This is a genomic window from Nitrospira sp. Ecomares 2.1, assembly GCF_965152585.1.
The window spans coordinates 4,281,167-4,299,929 of sequence record NZ_OZ224219.1; the positions used below are offsets into that span (position 1 = coordinate 4,281,167).

Below are 18,763 nucleotides of genomic sequence, written 5' to 3' on the forward strand. Positions count from 1 at the left end.
GTTGAAGTGGTAAAAGAGAACACTCAGAAGAGTCAGTTAGAAAGGGTTAGGCATTCCCAACAGGTTGATTTGGATTCGTCTCCGATTGCGCCAAGGAAGCCACAACCGCAAACCGCTCGCCCACGATCCGGGTCGCCCGATTCATGTGCTTGGCCAATTCCTTGGCCTCATCCTCTGGAAGGTCGCGGCGAAACTGTGGATGGAGCCCCCACCAGGATTCAACTTCTTCCCCCTGTGCGCGAGACACCACGCTGATCAATTTAATTAGGTTCTTGCCAGCCGTATCCGTGGCGCCTGATTTCGTTGAAGAGCTGCCTTCTTGAGCCACCGCCGATGAACCGGCCCCTTCCTTCACCGCCGGGGAAACCGCAGACGTTGCCGGTTCTACTTTGGGTTGAGTCGCATCTTCGAATAAGCTTTTGAGAGCCGGCACGACCGCGCTTCCACACAAAAATGCCGCAGCGGTAATTTCCTGTTTGCCCGGGGCTCCGGCTTTAGAGGCAATTCGTTCCGAAAAAAACTGGAAATATTGATCCCGCTCTTTGGATTGGTCTGTGACGACAAACTTAAATTTTTCATAGGTTTTCCGACTATCGGCTACCACCTGCCCAACAGACAGCGTCACCTCCATATCGTCCACTTCACTCGAACTCAAAGAGGGGGCCAGGACGGTTTTTAATTGGTGGGCCACGGAATCTTCCAAACTATTCATAAATTCCTTCTGGGCCTGAATCGGAATATAAAACCCAGACAGCCGATCCACAAGATTAAACAGCATGCGCAGGAATTCTAAATAAATCTCCCACTCCTGCTTCCGCTGCAGCTTCATGGCTAGCTTTTGGTCGGACCGCTTGATCAGACCGACCGATTCCCGAGCCACGCTCATCATCGTATGAGCAAGATCCTTCAGCACATTCTCGTAATTTTCCGCAGATTGTTTGGCCATGTTCAACTCCCTAATTGAGTAAAGTATAACTGAGGATAGAAGACCTGTCCAAGCCTAATATCATTCGCGTTGCAACCCACCACCACGTATGCTATACACGGCCAAAGGTCTTCGAAAGACGAAACTCGGGTTCTTATCTCCCGTCAATTCCTGCCCATGGATTCATGGATTCCACTACGCCACCATCCAAAGTTTATGTCCTGAAACGCCCACTGGAGGAGTCTACTCCACCAAAATTATCCCGTAATTACGCGGAAGAATTAAATCCCCAACAACTCGCCGCAGTGGAAGCCGTGGAAGGTCCAGCCCTCGTCATTGCGGGCGCCGGCAGCGGAAAAACACGCACCCTGGTGTACCGGGTCGCCAGACTCATCGACCTGGGCATTGTACCCAGCTCCATATTACTCCTGACCTTTACCCGAAAAGCCTCACAGGAAATGCTCAGCCGGGTCGGACTCCTCATCGGACTCCGCGCCCAGCAAGTCGGCGGTGGGACCTTTCACTCCATGGCCAATATCCTCCTTCGACGATATGGACGCCCCGTCGGCCTGGAACCGGGGTTTACGATACTCGATCGTGGAGATTCTGAAGATCTCCTGAGCCTCCTCCGCGGCCAATTGGGGCTGAATGATACCGGCAAACGGTTCCCGCGCAAACATACCCTATCCGAAATATTCGGCAAAACGGCCAACACACTGGAAAGCCTGGAAAACATTGTCATCAACGAATATAGCCACTTCGGGGAGTACCTCGGAGAACTCCAGAAACTCCAGGCCGCCTACGAGGCCGCCAAGCGCCAACGGCAACTCGTGGATTACGACGACCTCCTGGTCAAACTCCTTGAACTCCTGGTCATCGACCAACCGACCAGAGAAACCATCAGTCAGATCTTTCGCTATATTTTGGTGGATGAATATCAAGACACCAATCGCCTGCAAGCCTCATTGGTCCGCAATCTGGCGGCCACCCATGACAATGTCATGGTGGTGGGCGACGATTCGCAATCTATCTACGCCTTTCGCGGCGCCACCTTCCGCAATATTATGGAATTTCCCGACCTCTTCCCTGGGGCCGTCATTTACAAATTGGAGGAAAACTACCGGAGCACGCAACCGATTCTCCGACTGGCCAACAAACTCATCGAAGCAGCGCCGGAAAAATACAGTAAAACGCTGTTTACGCGGAAGGAGGAAGGACCATTACCCACCGTCGTAGAGGCGATGGGGGAAAATGCCCAATCGCGATTCATCGCTCAAAAAATTCTGGAATTAAGGGAAGAAGGTATCCCCTTACATGAGATCGCAGTGCTGTTCCGATCCAGCTTTCATGCCTTTGACCTCGAATTGGAACTCACCCGCCGAAACCTCCCATTCATAAAACGCGGCGGGTTCAAATTCATCGAAACGGCGCATGTCAAAGACCTCATGGCCCATTTGCGGATCATTCACAATCCGTTGGACACCGTCAGTTGGAACCGGCTCCTCTTGCTCCTCGAAGGGGTCGGCCCCAAAAAAGCCAAAGACCTGATCGCGTCCATCCTCCAAGCCCATGGCCAGTATGAGGTCTTAAAGCACAGCACCGGCCGCTCCGCCTCGGGATTGCGCCAACTGGCCGCCACACTGGATCAGGTCATGGAAGATCCCCTCACCCCCGCCGCGCTGCTCGGGGAAATGATGGAATACTATGTTCCTCTCCTCAAAGACCAGTATGACGATTACCCCAAGCGGATTCGGGACCTGGAACATTTATCCGTCATGGCGGAACGTTACGAAAGTCTCAACGACTTCCTGGCCGATCTCACACTCGAGCCCCCGAATGAAAGTGTGGTGGACGTGGATGCCCCCGATCGGGACGATGAGCGGCTGATTCTTTCCACCATTCATTCGGCAAAAGGCTTAGAGTGGCAATGCGTCTTTGTCATCTGGCTGGTGGACGGACGGTTTCCCTCAGCCTACTCCTTCATGGGCCCTGAAGAACTGGAAGAAGAGCGCCGTCTGCTCTACGTCGCGGTCACCAGAGCCAAACAACACCTCTTCCTCACCTACCCCATCAATGTGTACGATAAAATGACCGGATCGGTCCTCACGAAACCCTCACGGTATCTGGATCACATCCCGCCATCCTATTTCGACACTTGGAGTTTAGTTGAAGAAGATCAAACCTATTCCTGGAGGTAAAACAGTGTCATATTTCGGTCGGATGTTGGGCCTGGCCATTCTGGTCAGTCTGATAAGTGTGAACATGCCAAGCCAAGCCTGGTCCGCTGAGGACACCACCTCAAGTCGTCCCAACCCTCGGCATCCGTGGCCTGCCCTTCTGCAGCAAGCCGATACCCTGGGGCTGCCAACGGGGTTCCTCAAACACATCGACCCCACATTTGTCACGGTACACTTCGAAGACCTCCGCACCTATGCAGCAGAATATCATCCACACGATCACACCATGATTCTCAACCTGCGTCTGTCCTTTAATGAAGCCGGGGGCGCGTTGGCCGATCTGGCCCGGATGACCCACCATGATGTTGCCCTGCTCTATCATGAACTCCTGCATGCCTATCTGGACTATCTCTACGCCACTGACCATGGGCAGGCTCTGACCGCGGAAGACCAGAAGGTATTGGAGGCCGCCAACAACCAGATGGCCTGCCATTACCGGTTTGTCCGCATCAATCCTATTCGCCAACTCAAAGGGGCCACCGAACTTCGATTTCTCTCGGATCAGGATACGTGGGAAGTCATGAACGAAACCTGGGCCGTCTTTGTCGGCTGGGTGCTCTGGACAAAATTGGAACTCTTCCAGGATCACCTGACCACAAAAAACTGGACACCGGCACTCATCGACCAATGGACCCAACGATTAACGGATGCGGTGCAATCAGGAGAATTATTGGGCTATTATGAACCCGATGATCCGGAGGAACGCCAGATCGCGCGTAAACGCTTCATTGCCCCGTCCAATGGCCTTACGCCACAGGATGTCGAACTATTGTTAACCACGGTCTTAGGGGAATCACCGGAACTGGTCCAGGCCTCCACCGCGGTCTTTGAGCAGTACCAAGGCAGCATGGAACCGGCGCCTTCCTGCGAATAAATTCATGGCCTCCGGCAGGTAGACATCACCTAAACATCCATGCTAGCTTCAGGACTTTTCCGGGGCTGTTGTCCTCTGTTTTCCCTCTCTCATGGCTGAGAGGCCACAAGAACTAGAGGCCGGTGTAATTGCCAATGAACACAATTTTGCGCCTGTAGCTCAGTGGATAGAGCACTTGCCTCCGGAGCAAGGGGCCACAGGTTCAAATCCTGTCAGGCGCACCATGCACATGAATTTTTGAGCGAATAAAGAGATGAAAATGATCCCTTTCATTTGTAAGGAGGGGATAGGGGAGGGAGAATTCTCCGATATCCAGACGAGGTTCTGGAAAAACCGTAAAATACTTTTCTAAAATATTCTGCATCTCGGTGGGGCCGTTAGCTCAGTTGGTAGAGCAGCTGACTCTTAATCAGCGGGCCGTAGGTTCGACCCCTACACGGCCCACCATATTTATCCCAACATCTAGACCTACACCAATCCAATACGAAACCAAATTACCCTTGGAAGAGCGGTGGAAATAAAAGAGCGCCCCCCAATTTCTCCACATCCTTCTGCCCACAACCTTCCTCATTCATCTAGTCGCTTGAGTTCCCATTCCACAGGTATCAGCACTCGATCTCGTTCGTTATCTGGTGGAGGCCATGTGACATTCCTAGACGCATCGGTCGACACGAAGTCTCGTTGGGCTCCAAGACCCAGGCAGTGTTTCAAGACCGCATGATCCTAACTCACCCTCAATAACCTAGAGATTTTCCCTTTGGGAGTTTCCGCTGCGATTCAAAGGATTCACATCCGATAGTGTGAGGTCCTCAAGAAATTTCTTCTCAAAGATCTAGAATTAGGATGAATTGTCCTCGAAAATCCGACATAAGATTTCTCTCGATAACTTCGAAGTCCCTTCACCTCTTCAGGGGAGACATACATCTCCACTCCCCCCTTCATCCAATTAGACCATCCCACCATTCATAGTTGGCAGACAAGGTTTGCCTGCTCAGCAGAATCAACTCCATTTATAGAAAAATTCAGGTCAGCATTATTGAATGTCCTTCTAGAACACGCTTCTATAGCGGGGATCTAATCCATTTTCTTGTAAGGTTGAAAGAGTATGGCTAATCATTTATCCTTTTTTTCTTCCAAAATAATTATTCATTAATGAGGTAAAGGAGGTAATTTTGACACGACAGAACCACAAATTTATCCTGCTTACAGTCCTCTCTGCATTCTTTGCGTCTTGCTCGGTTATTGAACGCCTTGATTTTGGACCTACGAACACGGGACTTTTTTCTGCAGAGGATCTCCCTTCCTATCGGGACAACTACCAGCGGATCTCCAGCTATCAATTCAACCCCGGGTATGGTGAATTTCACATGGGTCGCGGTCGCGTGAAGATGACCGGCATGTATTCGCTCCAAGATTCAACGACTGCGGGTTTGACTCAACTGGGCCAGATCGATTTGGTTATCGATTTTAGCGACAGGGAGGAAACCAGGCCGGACACGGTCGAAGTTCCGATTGTCGAGGGCCAAATTAGCCGAGTGACTAATTTGGGTGGAGCAGAAATTCCCGAGGTCGGAATCGGATGGGAAGGAACCTTGCCAATCACCGGATACGTGTCGCTTACGGAATCTGATAGTAATCCCCCGCAAGAGATCATGTTTGAGGCCAAAGGAAACCTTCGGTCGATTTCCCCTCATGGGGAGGCCGGTTCTGCGCGGCGAGTCGAGCTGTCTTTTTCGGGGACCTTTAAGAAGGAAGTAGAACTTGGGAGCTTCCTCTTTGCAGCAGAGGGAAATATTGATTCGACAAACGGGGAATCAGATTTCTATCTGGAGGAGGTGCGATAGGAGTAAGAAGATCGCAGCCGGTGGATTTTTTCAATATTCTCTATCTCGGTGGGGCCGTTAGCTCAGTTGGTAGAGCAGCTGACTCTTAATCAGCGGGCCGTAGGTTCGACCCCTACACGGCCCACCATTTAAATCAAGCACCTACCTCGTTCCTGCCCGGACCCTCTTTCCAAAAAACCCGTTTTAAATCTGTTTCTGGAAATCGGGCGAACGCGTTCCTCCGTATTTAACGGCAGGCTTTGTTTGACCATAGGGGATCAGACAAAATTTTGACCACTTACGCTTGTGGCGATAAGAGCTAGCATCAACCATTCTGGGACCGATGTAGTACTGATGCGTTAGTTCAATTCAATGGTCACTGCCGCCAATTGGCCCGTGAATTTGAAGGGTAACTCATATCCTTCTGTCAATGGCGTACCCGTGTCAAAACCAATGTCGAGCGTTTCGTCAAGAGTCACGCGGTTCGGAATGCTTTTCTCCACTCGGCCTTCCCCGATTGGGTTCCCGTTCGCATAAAGGGTCACGGTGGCTCCGGCAAACGGTTTGTCCGTGTCCGATTTATACACGGCTTTGAGCGTCACGTCTCCTACCGGAATGGGCTCCTTAGACATGATGGTATACCGTGCGACACCAACGAGGTTGTAGTGATAGATGAGGCGTTCCTTCTGCACATACAGCCCATACCCCCCAAAGCGACCTCCATGAGTGAAGAGCATGCCCTCAGCCTTACTCTCAGGGATTACCACCTTGGCGGTAATCGTATGATCCTTGTGCTTGAGATCAGGGGAGGCCCCCTCAGGAAGCCGAAGCAAGTTCGGATAGGTGAAAGAGGTACGACCTTCTGTGAGGCTTGGGCGGTTTGCCACATTCAACCGCTCGGTTTTCCGATCATCGAGAGGCAAAACGTTATATTTCGCAGCTTCGGCAAAGAAGAGTTTGACGAGGTTGTTGAGCTTCTCCGGATTCTTTTCTGCAAGATTCACGGCTTGGCTGAAGTCCTCCTCCACATGGTAGAGCTCCCAGGACATGTCCAGCAGGTCGGCAGGGGTGTTCTCGCTGAGCCAGGGTATCCCACGTATTGCACTGGCCATCCATCCGTCATGGTAAATGCCTTGGTTCCCGAGCATCTCGAAATACTGGGTAGTTCGCCGATCGGGAATATCCGGATTATCAAAGGTATAGGCCATGCTGATCCCCTCAATGGGCTTTTGGGCAACTCCATTGAATTGAGCCGGGGCTTGCACGCCAACGGCTTCCAGAATAGTCGGGGCGATATCGATGACATGGTGGAACTGATTTCGGATTTCCCCTCGCGCCTTGATGCGCTGCGGCCATGAAATGGCGAGGCCATTGCGCGTTCCACCAAAATGGCTGGCAATCTGCTTCGTCCACTGGAACGGCGTATCCATGGCCCAAGCCCAAGCCGCGGGAAAATGATTGTAATGTTTCTCTCCCCCTAGGGTGTCGAGGGAAGCGACCTTAGCCTCCAACGATTCGGGAAGCCCGTTAAAGAACGTCATTTCATTGAGCAGCCCATGTAAGCCTCCTTCGGCACTCGACCCGTTGTCCCCGGCCATGTAGATCACGAGGGTATTATCCAGTTGCCCCAAATTCTCGATCGCATCGATGAGCCGTCCTACCTCATGGTCGGTATGAGCGGTGAAGGCGGCAAAGACCTCCATCATCCTGGCATACACCCTCCGTTCATCTTCAGGCAATGAATCCCAGGCTGGTAACGAGGCAGGGCGCGGGGTGAGTTGTGCGTGTGCAGGAACAACCCCGAGGCGCTGTTGTCGCGCAAAGGTCTGCTCTCGATATTGGTCCCACCCCATGTCAAACTGTCCCTTGAATTTGGCGATCCATTCCTGTGGCACCTGGTGCGGAGCATGGGTGGCACCGGTGGAGAAGTACACAAAGAACGGTCGTTGGGGGGCCACGGCTTTAGTCGCCCGGATCATCCGGATGGCGTGGTCAGCCAGATCTGTCGTCAAGTGATACGGCGAGCCATCTTCATTGGTATCAGGGGGTTCAATACGTTTCTTATTTTCGACCAAGGCCGGATGAAATTGGTCGGTATCACCACCGACGAAGCCGTAAAAGTAATCAAACCCCAATCCACCCGCCCAACGATCGAAGGGCCCCACAAGGCTGGTCTCCCAGTCTGGAACATTGTGGTTTTTGCCAAACCAGGCATTGGCGTATCCGTACTCCCGAAGCACCTCCGCAAAGGTCGCGGCCGATGCCGGGATAATGCCGGTATACCCAGGGAAGCCAGTTCCGGCTTCGCCAATGACCCCCGTGCCCACGGAGTGGTGGTTGCGCCCCGTCAAGAGTGCTGCCCGAGTTGGGCTGCAGAGCGCCGTGGTGTGGAACCGGGTATAACGCAACCCATTATTGGCAATGCGGTCTAAGGTGGGAGTCGGAATGGCGCCACCGAAGGTGCCCATCTGCCCATAACCCACGTCATCAAGCAGAACAATGAGAATATTGGGTGGATCGGTCAAGCCAAACGTTTCAGGGACCTTCAGCCGAGGTTTGACAGGTTGGGAATCTTTGTACGTCAATCCAATCTTTCCCTCAAAGGGTCCTTCCGGTCGGGGAAGCACTTCCTGGGCGGAGACCGTTGCGTGGAAGAGTACAGTAAGTAAGATGAAAAGCAGCATCTGGATTTTTTTCATGAGAACTCTTCTCCTTATTACGACAACTGATCAATCGCAAAGCATGGGATCGTGAGGTATGGTGAGGAAACACCAGGGTAAATTAGGACATACCGTCAAGGGCAAAATCTACCTTCAAGAGAATGGAAGAAATATACGCTTTTATCAAAAAAAGCGATATACCATCGCTTAGCCCGACTTTTCCCAAGAAATCAGAAGTGCTAGGATTTCTTACCATGATTCCCCGCGTTTTCCTACTCGTAATTGGTCTGTTTTCGCTGTTGGGCGAAGAATTGGTTGCCCAGACCGAGGGCGTAGTCCTTGAGCGGCGATACTTTTACAAACAAGGGATTGTCGGTGTGTTCGGTATCGACGGAGAGTTTAACCCGGGTCGCTATAAATGGTCGATTCTTACGCCTTCGCAGGACTCGCTCCCGGGACTACCCGCTTATGTGGATCCCAATCGCATGCTCCCATTCCCGGAAACCTCCCAACTGCCGGAGACATCCACCTTTTCTGCACTTGTGTACCAGGGCTGCTCCGATAGTAACCAGTGCGAATTTTCTTTCCAACAGACGAACGCGCCTGCTGCAAAACGCCTAGTCATCCGGCTTGCAGGCATCCGAACTCCGCACATCAAGGCGTCCTGTGAACAAGAAACATTGTTGGGCCGACAGGCCCAGCAACTCATCCATGGATTTCTTTCCTCCGCCGTTCACATTGAGCTCATTTCCTCCTCGATAGACCGGAGAGAAATCGTGGGACGGTTGGTTGCTGATGACCAGGATCTTTCCGAGCTCTTAGTCAGCCAAGGACTTGCCACTCCCTTTCGGGAAGGGAAAAGGGATTGGTGCTCATAGAAACCGGAATCGATTCTGGTGAAGAGGAAAATAGAAACGGTCCACGTATTCGGTAACATGCGAGTGCGCCACCGTGGTCGCAAGCGGTATGGTCCACTGAAGCCAAATTTGGCCTATCCCTTCTATTCATTCATCCGCATGGAAATACATGTGTTTTATTTTCCTTAGGCTGGATGAGTGTTTTGACCATAGCAACGTCCTCAGCAGCCCACCCTAGATTGCTTATTATCTTCCGGTCATGGTCATCACCGGACTCACCGACCTTGATCAGAGACTCAGAACCGATCAGCACGGCGCTCTTGCCTTTCTCCACAAGCCTGCCGATCGAGTAGAAGTTCCGGCGAATAAGGCGTTGAAATCTCATTTTCATCAGGCCGAGTATTTTCGATGGCATCCTGTCGATCTCTTCTGGGAGTGTTAAATAATAAAGATTTTCAAGGACAAATTTGCCCAGGATTAGATTACTCATCAAAGGCTCCGGGTCGGTTCAAAAAAGTCCGTCCAGCAAGGCCGCAGCCGTTTTTACGCGCGGAGCGTACGCTTAGTACGTGAGCACGGAAAAATGGCGAGAACGCCGCTGGCGGCTTTTTTCAACAGACCCCCTCTGCCCGGCTTGTCCTCAGGCACTTACATCTCTATCATTTTCCTTCCCATGAAATCTGAAGTGAATTATTCTGCATCCGATCATTCGCGCACGTCTCCGCTTGGGGGGATTCTCTCGACTTTCCTTCCAGGACTTGGACACCTGGTCCGGGGGTATCCCGTTCATATGATCTGGGTGCTAATGGTGGGAAGCCTGCTCGGTGTCTCCACCTGGGCTCTTGGAGCCATCGGGGGACCGGGAGCGGGCTTGTTCTTTGGCATGTTGGTTATTTTGCCATGGTGGTGTCTTCAAGCCTATCTTCCAACTCCACCAGGCCAATTGGACACGTTACGCCTTGCCTGGAAACGCGCTCACGACCTGCGGTTTCTTGGCGGGTTGTTTCTGTGGACAGCCCTCATGGACCTGTATATTATTTTGGTGAACCCCGAATACCACCTGTCCGTCTTTTGCACCAAACCTACCGGCATTTTAGGTCTCTTGTTCAAAGCGCAATCCCCTGCGCTTCATGTCGCCATAGGATATGGCTTTCTCAAGCTGCGTCGTTGGGCCTTATTTCTTTTCCTGGCCTATGCCGGCTTTGGCATTCTCAATGCCACCACCAACTTTGCATGCTTTGGATACGGACGCATCCGCATCGCGTTCTTCATTTCACTCTTAGCTTTTACGGCATATGTCATTTGGCGGCGAGACTGTTTGGTCACACATTCCCGATGAACTTGGAAATGGGAGCTGGATCACAAAAGTCCGCCCAAGGTCCTATCTAGACTTTCTGAGTTTCACCATGTCACGCCTCCTCACCAGCTATAGGACTTTTCAGATATGTCCACCAAATCGGGGATAGAGCAGTCATTGTTGAGACCCATTGAATCAACAGAAGAAGTTTCCCCATCTGTATTTAGGATAATAGTCTTTGAATCCTAAGGATGAGTTCAAATACAATCGATACTATGGACCTCAAGGGAGATACTTTTACCCAATTCTCAGAATGAACTTTATTATGGAGGCCTGAACTTGCCTAACCCCTTACCTCTTGCACTTCGGCGTTCCTTAGAATCAGGAGAGTGTGTTCTTTTTGTGGGTGCGGGAATTGGTGGGCACCTTCAAGGGGAAGCGGGAAGATTCGCGCCAGACGCTACAAGTTTGGCAAAAGAAATAGCGGAGGAGTTTTCTATAGAAACGACGAATTATATTCTTCCTAAAATAACTCAAGTTGTAACCATAAGAAAAAAAGGGAAATCTGAGCTGGTGGCCTTCCTTCAGAGGCGGCTAGAAGGCCTAGATCCCGATTCCAAGCTGCGATGGCTTTTTACACTTAGATGGAAAGCTATTTTTACTACAAATTACGACAATGGAATCCAAAGAGCGTATGATCTTAACCCTTCTCCCTCACAAACCCCTGTCACTATAGCAATTAGCTCAGAAATTGTAGATTTTGATCCAAGATTTCAGGTTCCCATCTACCACTTGCATGGGAATCTTTTTGGGGAATCGAACCCTAGCATTGTTATTACCGAAGATGATTACGTGCGATATAGAGAAAAGCGGAGAATGATGTTTAATGTTTTGCAAAAAGAATTCGCAACTTCCACAGCCCTGTATATCGGTTATTCTAACCAAGACTCTAATTGGAAAGTAGTGTTTGAAGAGTTGAAAACGGATATTTTCCCGACCCAACTTCCGCCTGCATACCGCATCGCTCCCGGAACTGACCAATTAGATAAGGAAATACTGGAATCACAAGGAATAGAAACCTTGGACTTATCACTTGAAGATTTTGTTGAAGCTGCCTCATCTGAACTCACGGAGATTAATGTTAGTTGGGACCGCATAAACAGGATAAGAGAAAGAATTCCTACAGACCTAATTGATTCTTTTGAAAGATTCCCAGCAGCCACGACTAGACTCCTAACCTGCTGGTCTTATGTGAACCAAGAAAATTTTGATGAAGTACCCAATATTAAATCTTTCCTTTTCGGAGATCGACCGAATTGGGCTTTGATTGCCAAGCGAATTCAATTTGAAAGAGATATAGAAGAACAGGTTTACAATGGCCTTTTAGACTATGCCACCGGTAGTAATAATATACCAAAAATTATACTAACTCTTGGCCCGGCTGGATATGGAATAAGCACCCTATTAATGAGCTTGGCTGTGGAATTAGTTAAAGATCATGCTGGACCAGTATTTATGCACAAACCTAATACTGCAATTAGAGAAGGGGATTTAGAATTCGCCGCTTCAATTTTCCCTCAACGTCCATTTTTTATCATTGACAATCCCGCCGAGCACAATTCTACTTTAGGCAGTATAACCCAAAGGTTAAGAGATGCTGGCAAAACAGCTTGTTTTTTACTGGGGGAACGGCTCAATGAATGGCGGCAAACAAGGGCAAGATTGGCAGGAGATGAATATGTTTTGGACCCACTGAGCGATCCTGAAATTTTTCGGCTAATCAAGGTTTTGGAAGAAAATAATTCCTTGGGCCTCTTAAAGGACCTAGATGATAATTTTAGACATGCAGCTATTAAACAAAAACACAACAAAGAATTGCTTGTTGCAATGCGAGAAACAACAGAGGGAAAGGCTTTTGATGCCATTTTAGAGGACGAATATAGGAATATTGCAGATGCACCTTCCAAAGATTTGTATCTTATTGTTTCATGTTTTCACCAGCACGGCGCTCTGGCAAGAGATACATTGCTTGCAGATCTTCTAAAGCTCCCAATAGACGAAATGTATCGCAAAACACGAGATAGTACTGAAGGGGTGATCATTTACGAATGTTTGGACGAAAGCTATGGTCATTATGCTGCCAGAACCCGCCACAGATTAATTGCTGAAATAGTTTGGCAACGATGCGGAAATCTAGGAGAAAGGGAAAAAATTATTCTCTCAGGCATAACTTCCCTCAATCTTACCTATCGAATAGACCGCGAATCTTTTGACAACTTCATTAAATCGGACCGCCTAGTGGATTGCATCCGAACCCTAGAGGGGAAAACACAGTTTTTTGATTCTGCAATTAAGAAAGATCCGGACAATCCCTATGTTAGACAACACTATGCACGAATGCTTTTGAGACAAAATCGATCTGAGTTAGCATTAGGTCAAATTGAACAAGGATTGCAGATTGCCCCAAGAGAGCGAATTCTCCATCACACCAAAGGAGTAATTCTTTATGAGATGGCGATGAGCAACATAAGTATTGAAATAGCTCGCAAACGTCTAGTCCAGAGCGAAGGAGAGTTTCGCCGTTGTCTAGCCATGAACAACCGTGATGAATATTCATGGCAAAGTTTGGCAGAATTGTTTTTGAGTTGGGCAAAGAAAGCTCCTACTTTAGAGGAGGCAACAGACTATATAAGAAAAACAGAAGAAGTAATCGAAGAAGGTCTGAGGTCCGTCCGATCACGTGAGGGTCTATGGGTGACATCATCAAAGGTTCAGCAATGGGTAAAAGATGAACCTTCTCGCATCGAATTTCTTGAGAAAGCGGTATCTGAAAATCCTGGTAGCATTATTGCCCCCTATCTTTTAGGTCGGGCCTATCGTCAAAATGGTGCAATCAAAAAAGCCTTGGATGTGCTTAAAACTGTAGTTAAGGCGAACGCGACTGAGTTTCGATCTTGTGTAGAATACTCTCGGGCATTAATTGAGTATGGAGAGCCTTATTCAAAGGCAATTGCTATTCTCCAATTAAGCACATTGTATGGTTATAGTGACCCAAGGTTCATCGCAACATTAGGTGGAATGCTTTTTATGAATGGTGATTTCACCGCGGCAGCTAAAGTTTTTGAAGAAACAACGAAACAACAATTTCCAGGACCTGAGCAAAAAACAATTCAATTTCGGCCTCCAGACCCAAAAAATAAAAATTTGTCCTGTAGGTTTGCAGGAGAAGTATTGAGTGTAAAATCTGGATATGCTTTTATTCAGTGTTATGGATATCCAGAGTTTTTTTGCCCAGGTTCTAATTTTTCTGGAATTATTCTCAGGCCAGGTCTTGAATTGACATTCGAACCAGGATTCTGCGCACGAGGTCCGGTTGCTGACAAACTTGCATTGCCATAAGTCTCCCTTATAAAAACCCTGACCTCCCCCAATGTGGAGCCGAGATTATGAGATACTTTCCACTCCTGCTGCTTCAATCCCACATGCATCCGCCAATTAAAAAAACTCCAGAGGCGTGAGATCTTCTAACGCCCGTGAGGTTGACACTAATTGTATTCCTGACGCCCGGCTTCGATCGTTGGCCTCTTACATACATATCCAGAAACCGGTGTTGTTTAAAGCACTCAAGTCTGAAGCTGCTATTGGACGTTTCAATAAACGCATTATCGGTTGGACTTTTCTTCCGCAGACCCCCTGATTGTGGATCAGCTGCTCTACTCTTTTCCTCGAGAAAAACCGTTCGTCCATGTTCGAGACGGCTCCCACATTCCTCCTGCTCTAGGTTGGGTGTAGCTCACGCCACATAACGCAACGCATCAGACCGCAAGCGTCGCGAGTGGGTTGTCCGACTGCAACGAATCTTGCCGGCATCACCGGCCGTCTTCTTCCACGGCCACCGCGATTACGATGAGAACCGCATAGTCTTGCTTCTGGCAGCCCTCGACTGGAGGCATAGCCCCACCTGGAGTGACCGGAAACGCCGCCTTCTGCACGTTTGCCGGAGAACACGAACCATCACCGGAGGCCGGTGTATAGCGCGCGGAGCGGCAGGCCAAGTGCGTCACGTCATAGAGCGTCGCCTGGTCATCAAGCTCCCAGCGGCTATTTCCCTTCTTGTCAGGCGGATGAATGGTCAGCACGGTTTTGACCTCGCGGTCACCCGTGACAAGATATTTGCCGGGAGGGATCGGAAATGTCGGCTGCTCCATAATGAGGCCGTGTTCCTCCAGCCACCAGTCTGTGTGGTCGAATTTCCAGCGTGCCGGGGCAACTCCTCCTGATTTCTCCAACTGCTCCAAGTTGGTCAACTTCACTCCCCGAGGGCCTGGATCCAGAGGCCAGAGACCCCACGATTCCGCGCCGTTCCCGAAAGTTGCATCCGGATCACCCAATGCAGCGATGTACTGCGTCGAAATGCGCTGGTACTTCGTCGGACCTCTGTCTGCGGCGTCCGACTGACCCACGGAGGCAATTATCACGAGCAATGCCGTCGCAAGGCATGCGCCGCCAATCAGGAGCATCGTTCCGCAAGTCGGCAACCAAATAATACTTCGCTGTAAAGGGGTTCGCACTCTGAGTATTCTAAGATTGGAAATCATATGTTGAATTTCCTCCTCGGGCGGGCAAGTCACTTCAGGAATAGGGTGGGCTATTCAGCCTAACGCGCACCATAACCGGCTGGCAAACTCATGCAGCGAGTGTGCCGTTTTAGTCGAAGGTCTTTTTTGCATCCTCTTTTGAAAATGGTTCAATAAAGATTTTCTGGTTTTTTCCTCTCATTGTTTCCAATGACAGAAGACACGTTGTTCAATGGGAGGCAATCGTTTGTCCATCTGTCAATTGGATCTTCTGCTTTGTTGCCACGTTCAAACCATTCACGAGCTTCCAAAATTTTCTCCTACTGCATAGCTAACCATTCATCGGAAACATTAGGATTAAAATTTTTACACTTCGGTCTCGACGCTTACTTTTATTCTTGTCATGCAATCGTTGCCACATGTTCCCACCCTACTGGGCCTTCTTTCTATCGTAATTCGTCATGAATGCCCTCGGCGGTTCTCTTGAGATCACCCGGCAGGTTTTCTAGTTCTCGCACCGCTTTGATGCGGCTGTAGAGACGTCTCAAGTGATCCTCATATTCGCCCCGCTTGAGCCCAGCGTGGTCTCGTTCAAAGATGCGACCCAGCAGATAGCCGATGATTTCCATAACGTCCAGGAGCTTGGCATTCGGTTCCATCGCTTCTTCCGAGAAAAACTCCATCACCGCCACCACTTTCGGTCCAATGAGGATCGGAAACGCAAAACCGGCCTTCACGCCTATTTCCTTTGCCAGGCGGGCGCGAGGGAAATTGGGATCCTTCGTCACATTTTTAATCCAGGCCACCTTTCCACTAGCCAACACCCGACCTGGCAAACCCTCTCCAGGACCAAATTTCGTCGCTTCCGTCACCTCTCGAAACCTTTCAAATTGCCCCCATTCCCTCAAAACCCAAATCTTGCTGGGACTCAACAGATCCGTATCGCCGTCACGGATATAAAGATGTGCGACCGGCCACCCGGTATAGTCGCAAATGATTTTCATGGCACCTTTTAACGCATCTTCTACAGGGTCATTGGTATTGGATAAGACGGCAATCTCCTGATTTAATTTCAGAAAGGTCGTTTCCTGTTTCAAGAGTTCATAGGCCATTTTCATTTTTTCCGATTCTTTCTGCTCTTCCATAAACCGCAATTGTCCCAGGGCAAACACGGCAACCAGCCATATGACGAAAATAGAAAGCGCCCGATTGATTTCTCCTATCCATAGAGGCACGCCAGGATCGGAAATAAACGCCCCTTCCAAGGTGAGAATCGTCCCGGCAATGGCCCCGCCATAGATCAACCGCTTATCTTTGGCCATGAAACCCAATAACACCAAAACCGTATAGGCTTCACTAATTGACACGCCCAACGGAAACAGGCCATCAACAAGAGAGATGATCAGCGCAACACCGACGATGAGGACCACATAGCCAATGGTCGGGATCGAAAAACCGGGAATTTTTATTGAGGGTGTGGTCATAAGGTACCTACGATGGCTCCACAGTGTGATTGAGATTCGTGAGCGTGGTCATTTTCTGCCGACACCTTTTTGCCAATCGACTTTCTAGATTTAAATAACCCGTGGGTTCAGAGGAGTTTCGCCTGACACAAACTCTTCCTCCAGCCATCGGACGCAATCGAAAATATCATCAAACATATGATGTGCTGGAATGAGTCTTGGCGTCAGATCAACCGCACGGAGCATCTCCAGCGGTTGGGGATTAATGTTGGCCAATAGGACTCGAATATCCCGCTTTTGCATGTATTCAAAGACTAATTCCAGTGCATGCGCGGCGGATTGGTCGAGATACGGCACGCGATTCATCTCAAAAATAAGAATCTTGACTGAGGGCAATTGTTTAACGTTATCGATTAAAAAATGAGAAAAGCCGAAGAAAATCGGCCCCGTAAACGTTTTGATATACACCGTCTCCAAATAATCCTGGGGTAAGACGAATTCTTCTCTCAGATCGCAGGGTTTTCGAATTTTGAGCGACCGAAGGGGAAACAAAACTATTTTTTCTTCTCCGATGTCTCCCATTTTTTTCATGAAAATAAAGACCGAAAGCGTCATCCCTGCTCCGACGGCGGTGATCAAATCAACAAACACGGTCAGGAACAACACAATAAAGAGGATGGCGCTTTCAGCCCGGTCCACTTTCACCACTTCTTTGAGGCCCTTATAGTCGATGATGTCTAAACCGACAGTAATGAGAATGGCCGCCAGAACGGGAATGGGCACATATTGAACATATTTCCCCAAGCCTAATAACACCGCCAGCAGAAAAAGACTGGAAATCACCCCGGCGAGCTGTGTACGACCTCCAGCCTTCACATTGACGATCGACGACATGGTCGTTCCCGCACCGGGTAATCCACCAAAGAGTGCCGATGCCACATTACCCATACCCTGACCAATTAATTCACGATTACTCTGATGCTTGGTTTCCGTAATTTTGTCGACAATGACAGCCGTCAAGAGAGTGTCAATGCATCCCAACGCTCCAAGGGTGAAGGCCGCGCTGATGATAAAAGATGGTTGAGAAACATTCACATGCCATAACGATTCGAGTTGGAGGGTCGGCAACCCTTGAGCCACCTCCCCAATGAGTGGAACAGAAAAACCCGTCGCCAATGCGACAAAGGTTCCAACCAACAAGGCCATCAGCGCCGCCGGAATGGTGGTACTGACCTTCGGGGCCGCATACAGAATCACCAGGGTCAGCGCCCCAAGACCAAGCGCATGAAGATTCATGTCCCGCAAAGCCTGCGCCCCCCCGGTGAACACTCCATAGATGGTAGAGGGAGCCGACAAGCCCATTAACGGAAACACTTCAAATAAGATCAGAATAATGCCAATGCCGGTCATAAAGCCGGAGAGCACGGGATAGGGGATATATTTGATATTCCCGCCGATTTTGAGGAGTCCAAAGGCGATTTGCACCACACCCGCCAGGATGAATATTCCGATAATCGTCCCCATGGCCAATTCCAAGCTCCCCGAGAAACTGATGGCTTGAGAAATGGTCAGGGCGGCGACCACCGTCATGGGGCCGGTTGGAGTACTGATGAGCGTGCGCGTGCCGCCAAAGAGAATGGCAATGGCTCCCAGCAGGATTGCACAATACAGCCCGGACACCGCTCCCAGTCCGGATTGAAGGCCAAAGGCCAGGGCCAAAGGTAAGGTCACCACTCCAGCGGTCAGACCGCCGAGAATATCCCCCTTCACATGAAGAAAATTAAATTTTGATTCCTGCACTGCGTATGTCATAGGAAATCTGAGATCATCCGGTCAGGACTTCAGTCCTACACCCATGCGTTGTTTGAAAGCCGCGTTGTTTGAAAGTCGTCCGGAGCCTTGCCAGCCTGTATATGTGTTTCGCGTGACAGCAGCCAACGACGCGATAGTATAGGCTATGAGCCAAATGTTTTAAACCCAAAGCAGGCTTGGGGAATGATGGGAACGATGTCCGATTTCAGGAAAACACGATGGAGGGAGGACGATATGA

General features: G+C 49.7%; 12 protein-coding genes and 3 tRNA genes. 9 read left to right on the forward strand and 6 right to left on the reverse strand.

The features are described 5' to 3' along the window. Positions 1-46: 46 nt before the first annotated feature. Complete coding sequence (locus ACWHYD_RS18955; RefSeq protein ID WP_447963571.1) at positions 47-946, reverse strand: hypothetical protein; 900 nt, start codon at positions 944-946, stop codon at positions 47-49. A gap of 164 nt (positions 947-1,110) precedes the next feature. Between ACWHYD_RS18955 and ACWHYD_RS18960 the strand changes: the two genes are divergently transcribed. From ACWHYD_RS18960 to ACWHYD_RS18985, 6 genes are all read left to right on the forward strand, one after another. After that, positions 1,111-3,123: an ATP-dependent helicase gene (locus ACWHYD_RS18960; RefSeq protein WP_447963572.1), complete on the forward strand. Its 2,013-nt coding sequence runs from the start codon at positions 1,111-1,113 to the stop codon at positions 3,121-3,123. Positions 3,124-3,127: 4 nt separating this feature from the next. Then, entirely contained in the window at positions 3,128-4,036 is a 909-nt protein-coding gene (locus tag ACWHYD_RS18965) for a hypothetical protein (protein WP_447963573.1), read from the forward strand. A gap of 148 nt (positions 4,037-4,184) precedes the next feature. After that, positions 4,185-4,260, forward strand: a tRNA-Arg gene (locus tag ACWHYD_RS18970). A 147-nt stretch (positions 4,261-4,407) separates the two neighbouring features. Further along, positions 4,408-4,483: transfer RNA gene (locus tag ACWHYD_RS18975), tRNA-Lys, on the forward strand. A gap of 725 nt (positions 4,484-5,208) precedes the next feature. Further along, complete coding sequence (locus ACWHYD_RS18980) at positions 5,209-5,880, forward strand: hypothetical protein (RefSeq protein ID WP_447963574.1); 672 nt, start codon at positions 5,209-5,211, stop codon at positions 5,878-5,880. 51 nt (positions 5,881-5,931) lie between these two features. Continuing rightward, positions 5,932-6,007 (forward strand) — tRNA-Lys (locus ACWHYD_RS18985). A gap of 211 nt (positions 6,008-6,218) precedes the next feature. On the opposite strand, the gene ACWHYD_RS18990 is transcribed toward ACWHYD_RS18985, so the two are convergent. Then, positions 6,219-8,558: an arylsulfatase gene (locus tag ACWHYD_RS18990; RefSeq protein ID WP_447963575.1), complete on the reverse strand. Its 2,340-nt coding sequence runs from the start codon at positions 8,556-8,558 to the stop codon at positions 6,219-6,221. A gap of 215 nt (positions 8,559-8,773) precedes the next feature. On the opposite strand from ACWHYD_RS18990, the gene ACWHYD_RS18995 reads away from it, so the two are divergent. After that, complete coding sequence (locus ACWHYD_RS18995; protein ID WP_447963576.1) at positions 8,774-9,397, forward strand: thermonuclease family protein; 624 nt, start codon at positions 8,774-8,776, stop codon at positions 9,395-9,397. 130 nt (positions 9,398-9,527) lie between these two features. Here the strand turns inward: ACWHYD_RS18995 and ACWHYD_RS19000 are convergent, their stop codons facing one another. After that, positions 9,528-9,866, reverse strand: a complete 339-nt coding sequence (locus ACWHYD_RS19000) for a hypothetical protein (protein ID WP_447963577.1) — start codon at positions 9,864-9,866, stop codon at positions 9,528-9,530. A 195-nt stretch (positions 9,867-10,061) separates the two neighbouring features. On the opposite strand from ACWHYD_RS19000, the gene ACWHYD_RS19005 reads away from it, so the two are divergent. Further along, a complete protein-coding gene (locus ACWHYD_RS19005; RefSeq protein WP_447963578.1) occupies positions 10,062-10,715 on the forward strand; it encodes a hypothetical protein in 654 nt (217 codons plus the stop codon). 297 nt (positions 10,716-11,012) lie between these two features. Then, entirely contained in the window at positions 11,013-14,072 is a 3,060-nt protein-coding gene (locus ACWHYD_RS19010) for a P-loop NTPase (protein ID WP_447963579.1), read from the forward strand. A gap of 470 nt (positions 14,073-14,542) precedes the next feature. On the opposite strand, the gene ACWHYD_RS19015 is transcribed toward ACWHYD_RS19010, so the two are convergent. From ACWHYD_RS19015 to ACWHYD_RS19025, 3 genes are all read right to left on the reverse strand, one after another. Next, a complete protein-coding gene (locus tag ACWHYD_RS19015; protein ID WP_447963580.1) occupies positions 14,543-15,271 on the reverse strand; it encodes a hypothetical protein in 729 nt (242 codons plus the stop codon). 425 nt (positions 15,272-15,696) lie between these two features. Next, entirely contained in the window at positions 15,697-16,734 is a 1,038-nt protein-coding gene (locus tag ACWHYD_RS19020; protein ID WP_447963581.1) for a GAF domain-containing protein, read from the reverse strand. Between the two features lie 90 nt (positions 16,735-16,824). Next, positions 16,825-18,525, reverse strand: coding sequence for a SulP family inorganic anion transporter (locus ACWHYD_RS19025; protein ID WP_447963582.1), 1,701 nt, complete (start codon positions 18,523-18,525; stop codon positions 16,825-16,827). Between the last annotated feature and the right edge of the window lie 238 nt (positions 18,526-18,763).

What these genes read in the sequence shown, in the direction of transcription:
- ACWHYD_RS18955 (WP_447963571.1), bottom strand. Translation starts at nt 946, where the DNA reads ATGGCCAAACAATCTGCGGAAAATTACGAGAATGTGCTGAAGGATCTT.
- ACWHYD_RS18960 (WP_447963572.1), top strand. Translation starts at nt 1,111, where the DNA reads ATGGATTCCACTACGCCACCATCCAAAGTTTATGTCCTGAAACGCCCA.
- ACWHYD_RS18990 (WP_447963575.1), bottom strand. Translation starts at nt 8,558, where the DNA reads ATGAAAAAAATCCAGATGCTGCTTTTCATCTTACTTACTGTACTCTTC.
- ACWHYD_RS18995 (WP_447963576.1), top strand. Translation starts at nt 8,774, where the DNA reads ATGATTCCCCGCGTTTTCCTACTCGTAATTGGTCTGTTTTCGCTGTTG.
- ACWHYD_RS19000 (WP_447963577.1), bottom strand. Translation starts at nt 9,866, where the DNA reads ATGAGTAATCTAATCCTGGGCAAATTTGTCCTTGAAAATCTTTATTAT.
- ACWHYD_RS19015 (WP_447963580.1), bottom strand. Translation starts at nt 15,271, where the DNA reads ATGATTTCCAATCTTAGAATACTCAGAGTGCGAACCCCTTTACAGCGA.
- ACWHYD_RS19020 (WP_447963581.1), bottom strand. Translation starts at nt 16,734, where the DNA reads ATGACCACACCCTCAATAAAAATTCCCGGTTTTTCGATCCCGACCATT.
- ACWHYD_RS19025 (WP_447963582.1), bottom strand. Translation starts at nt 18,525, where the DNA reads ATGACATACGCAGTGCAGGAATCAAAATTTAATTTTCTTCATGTGAAG.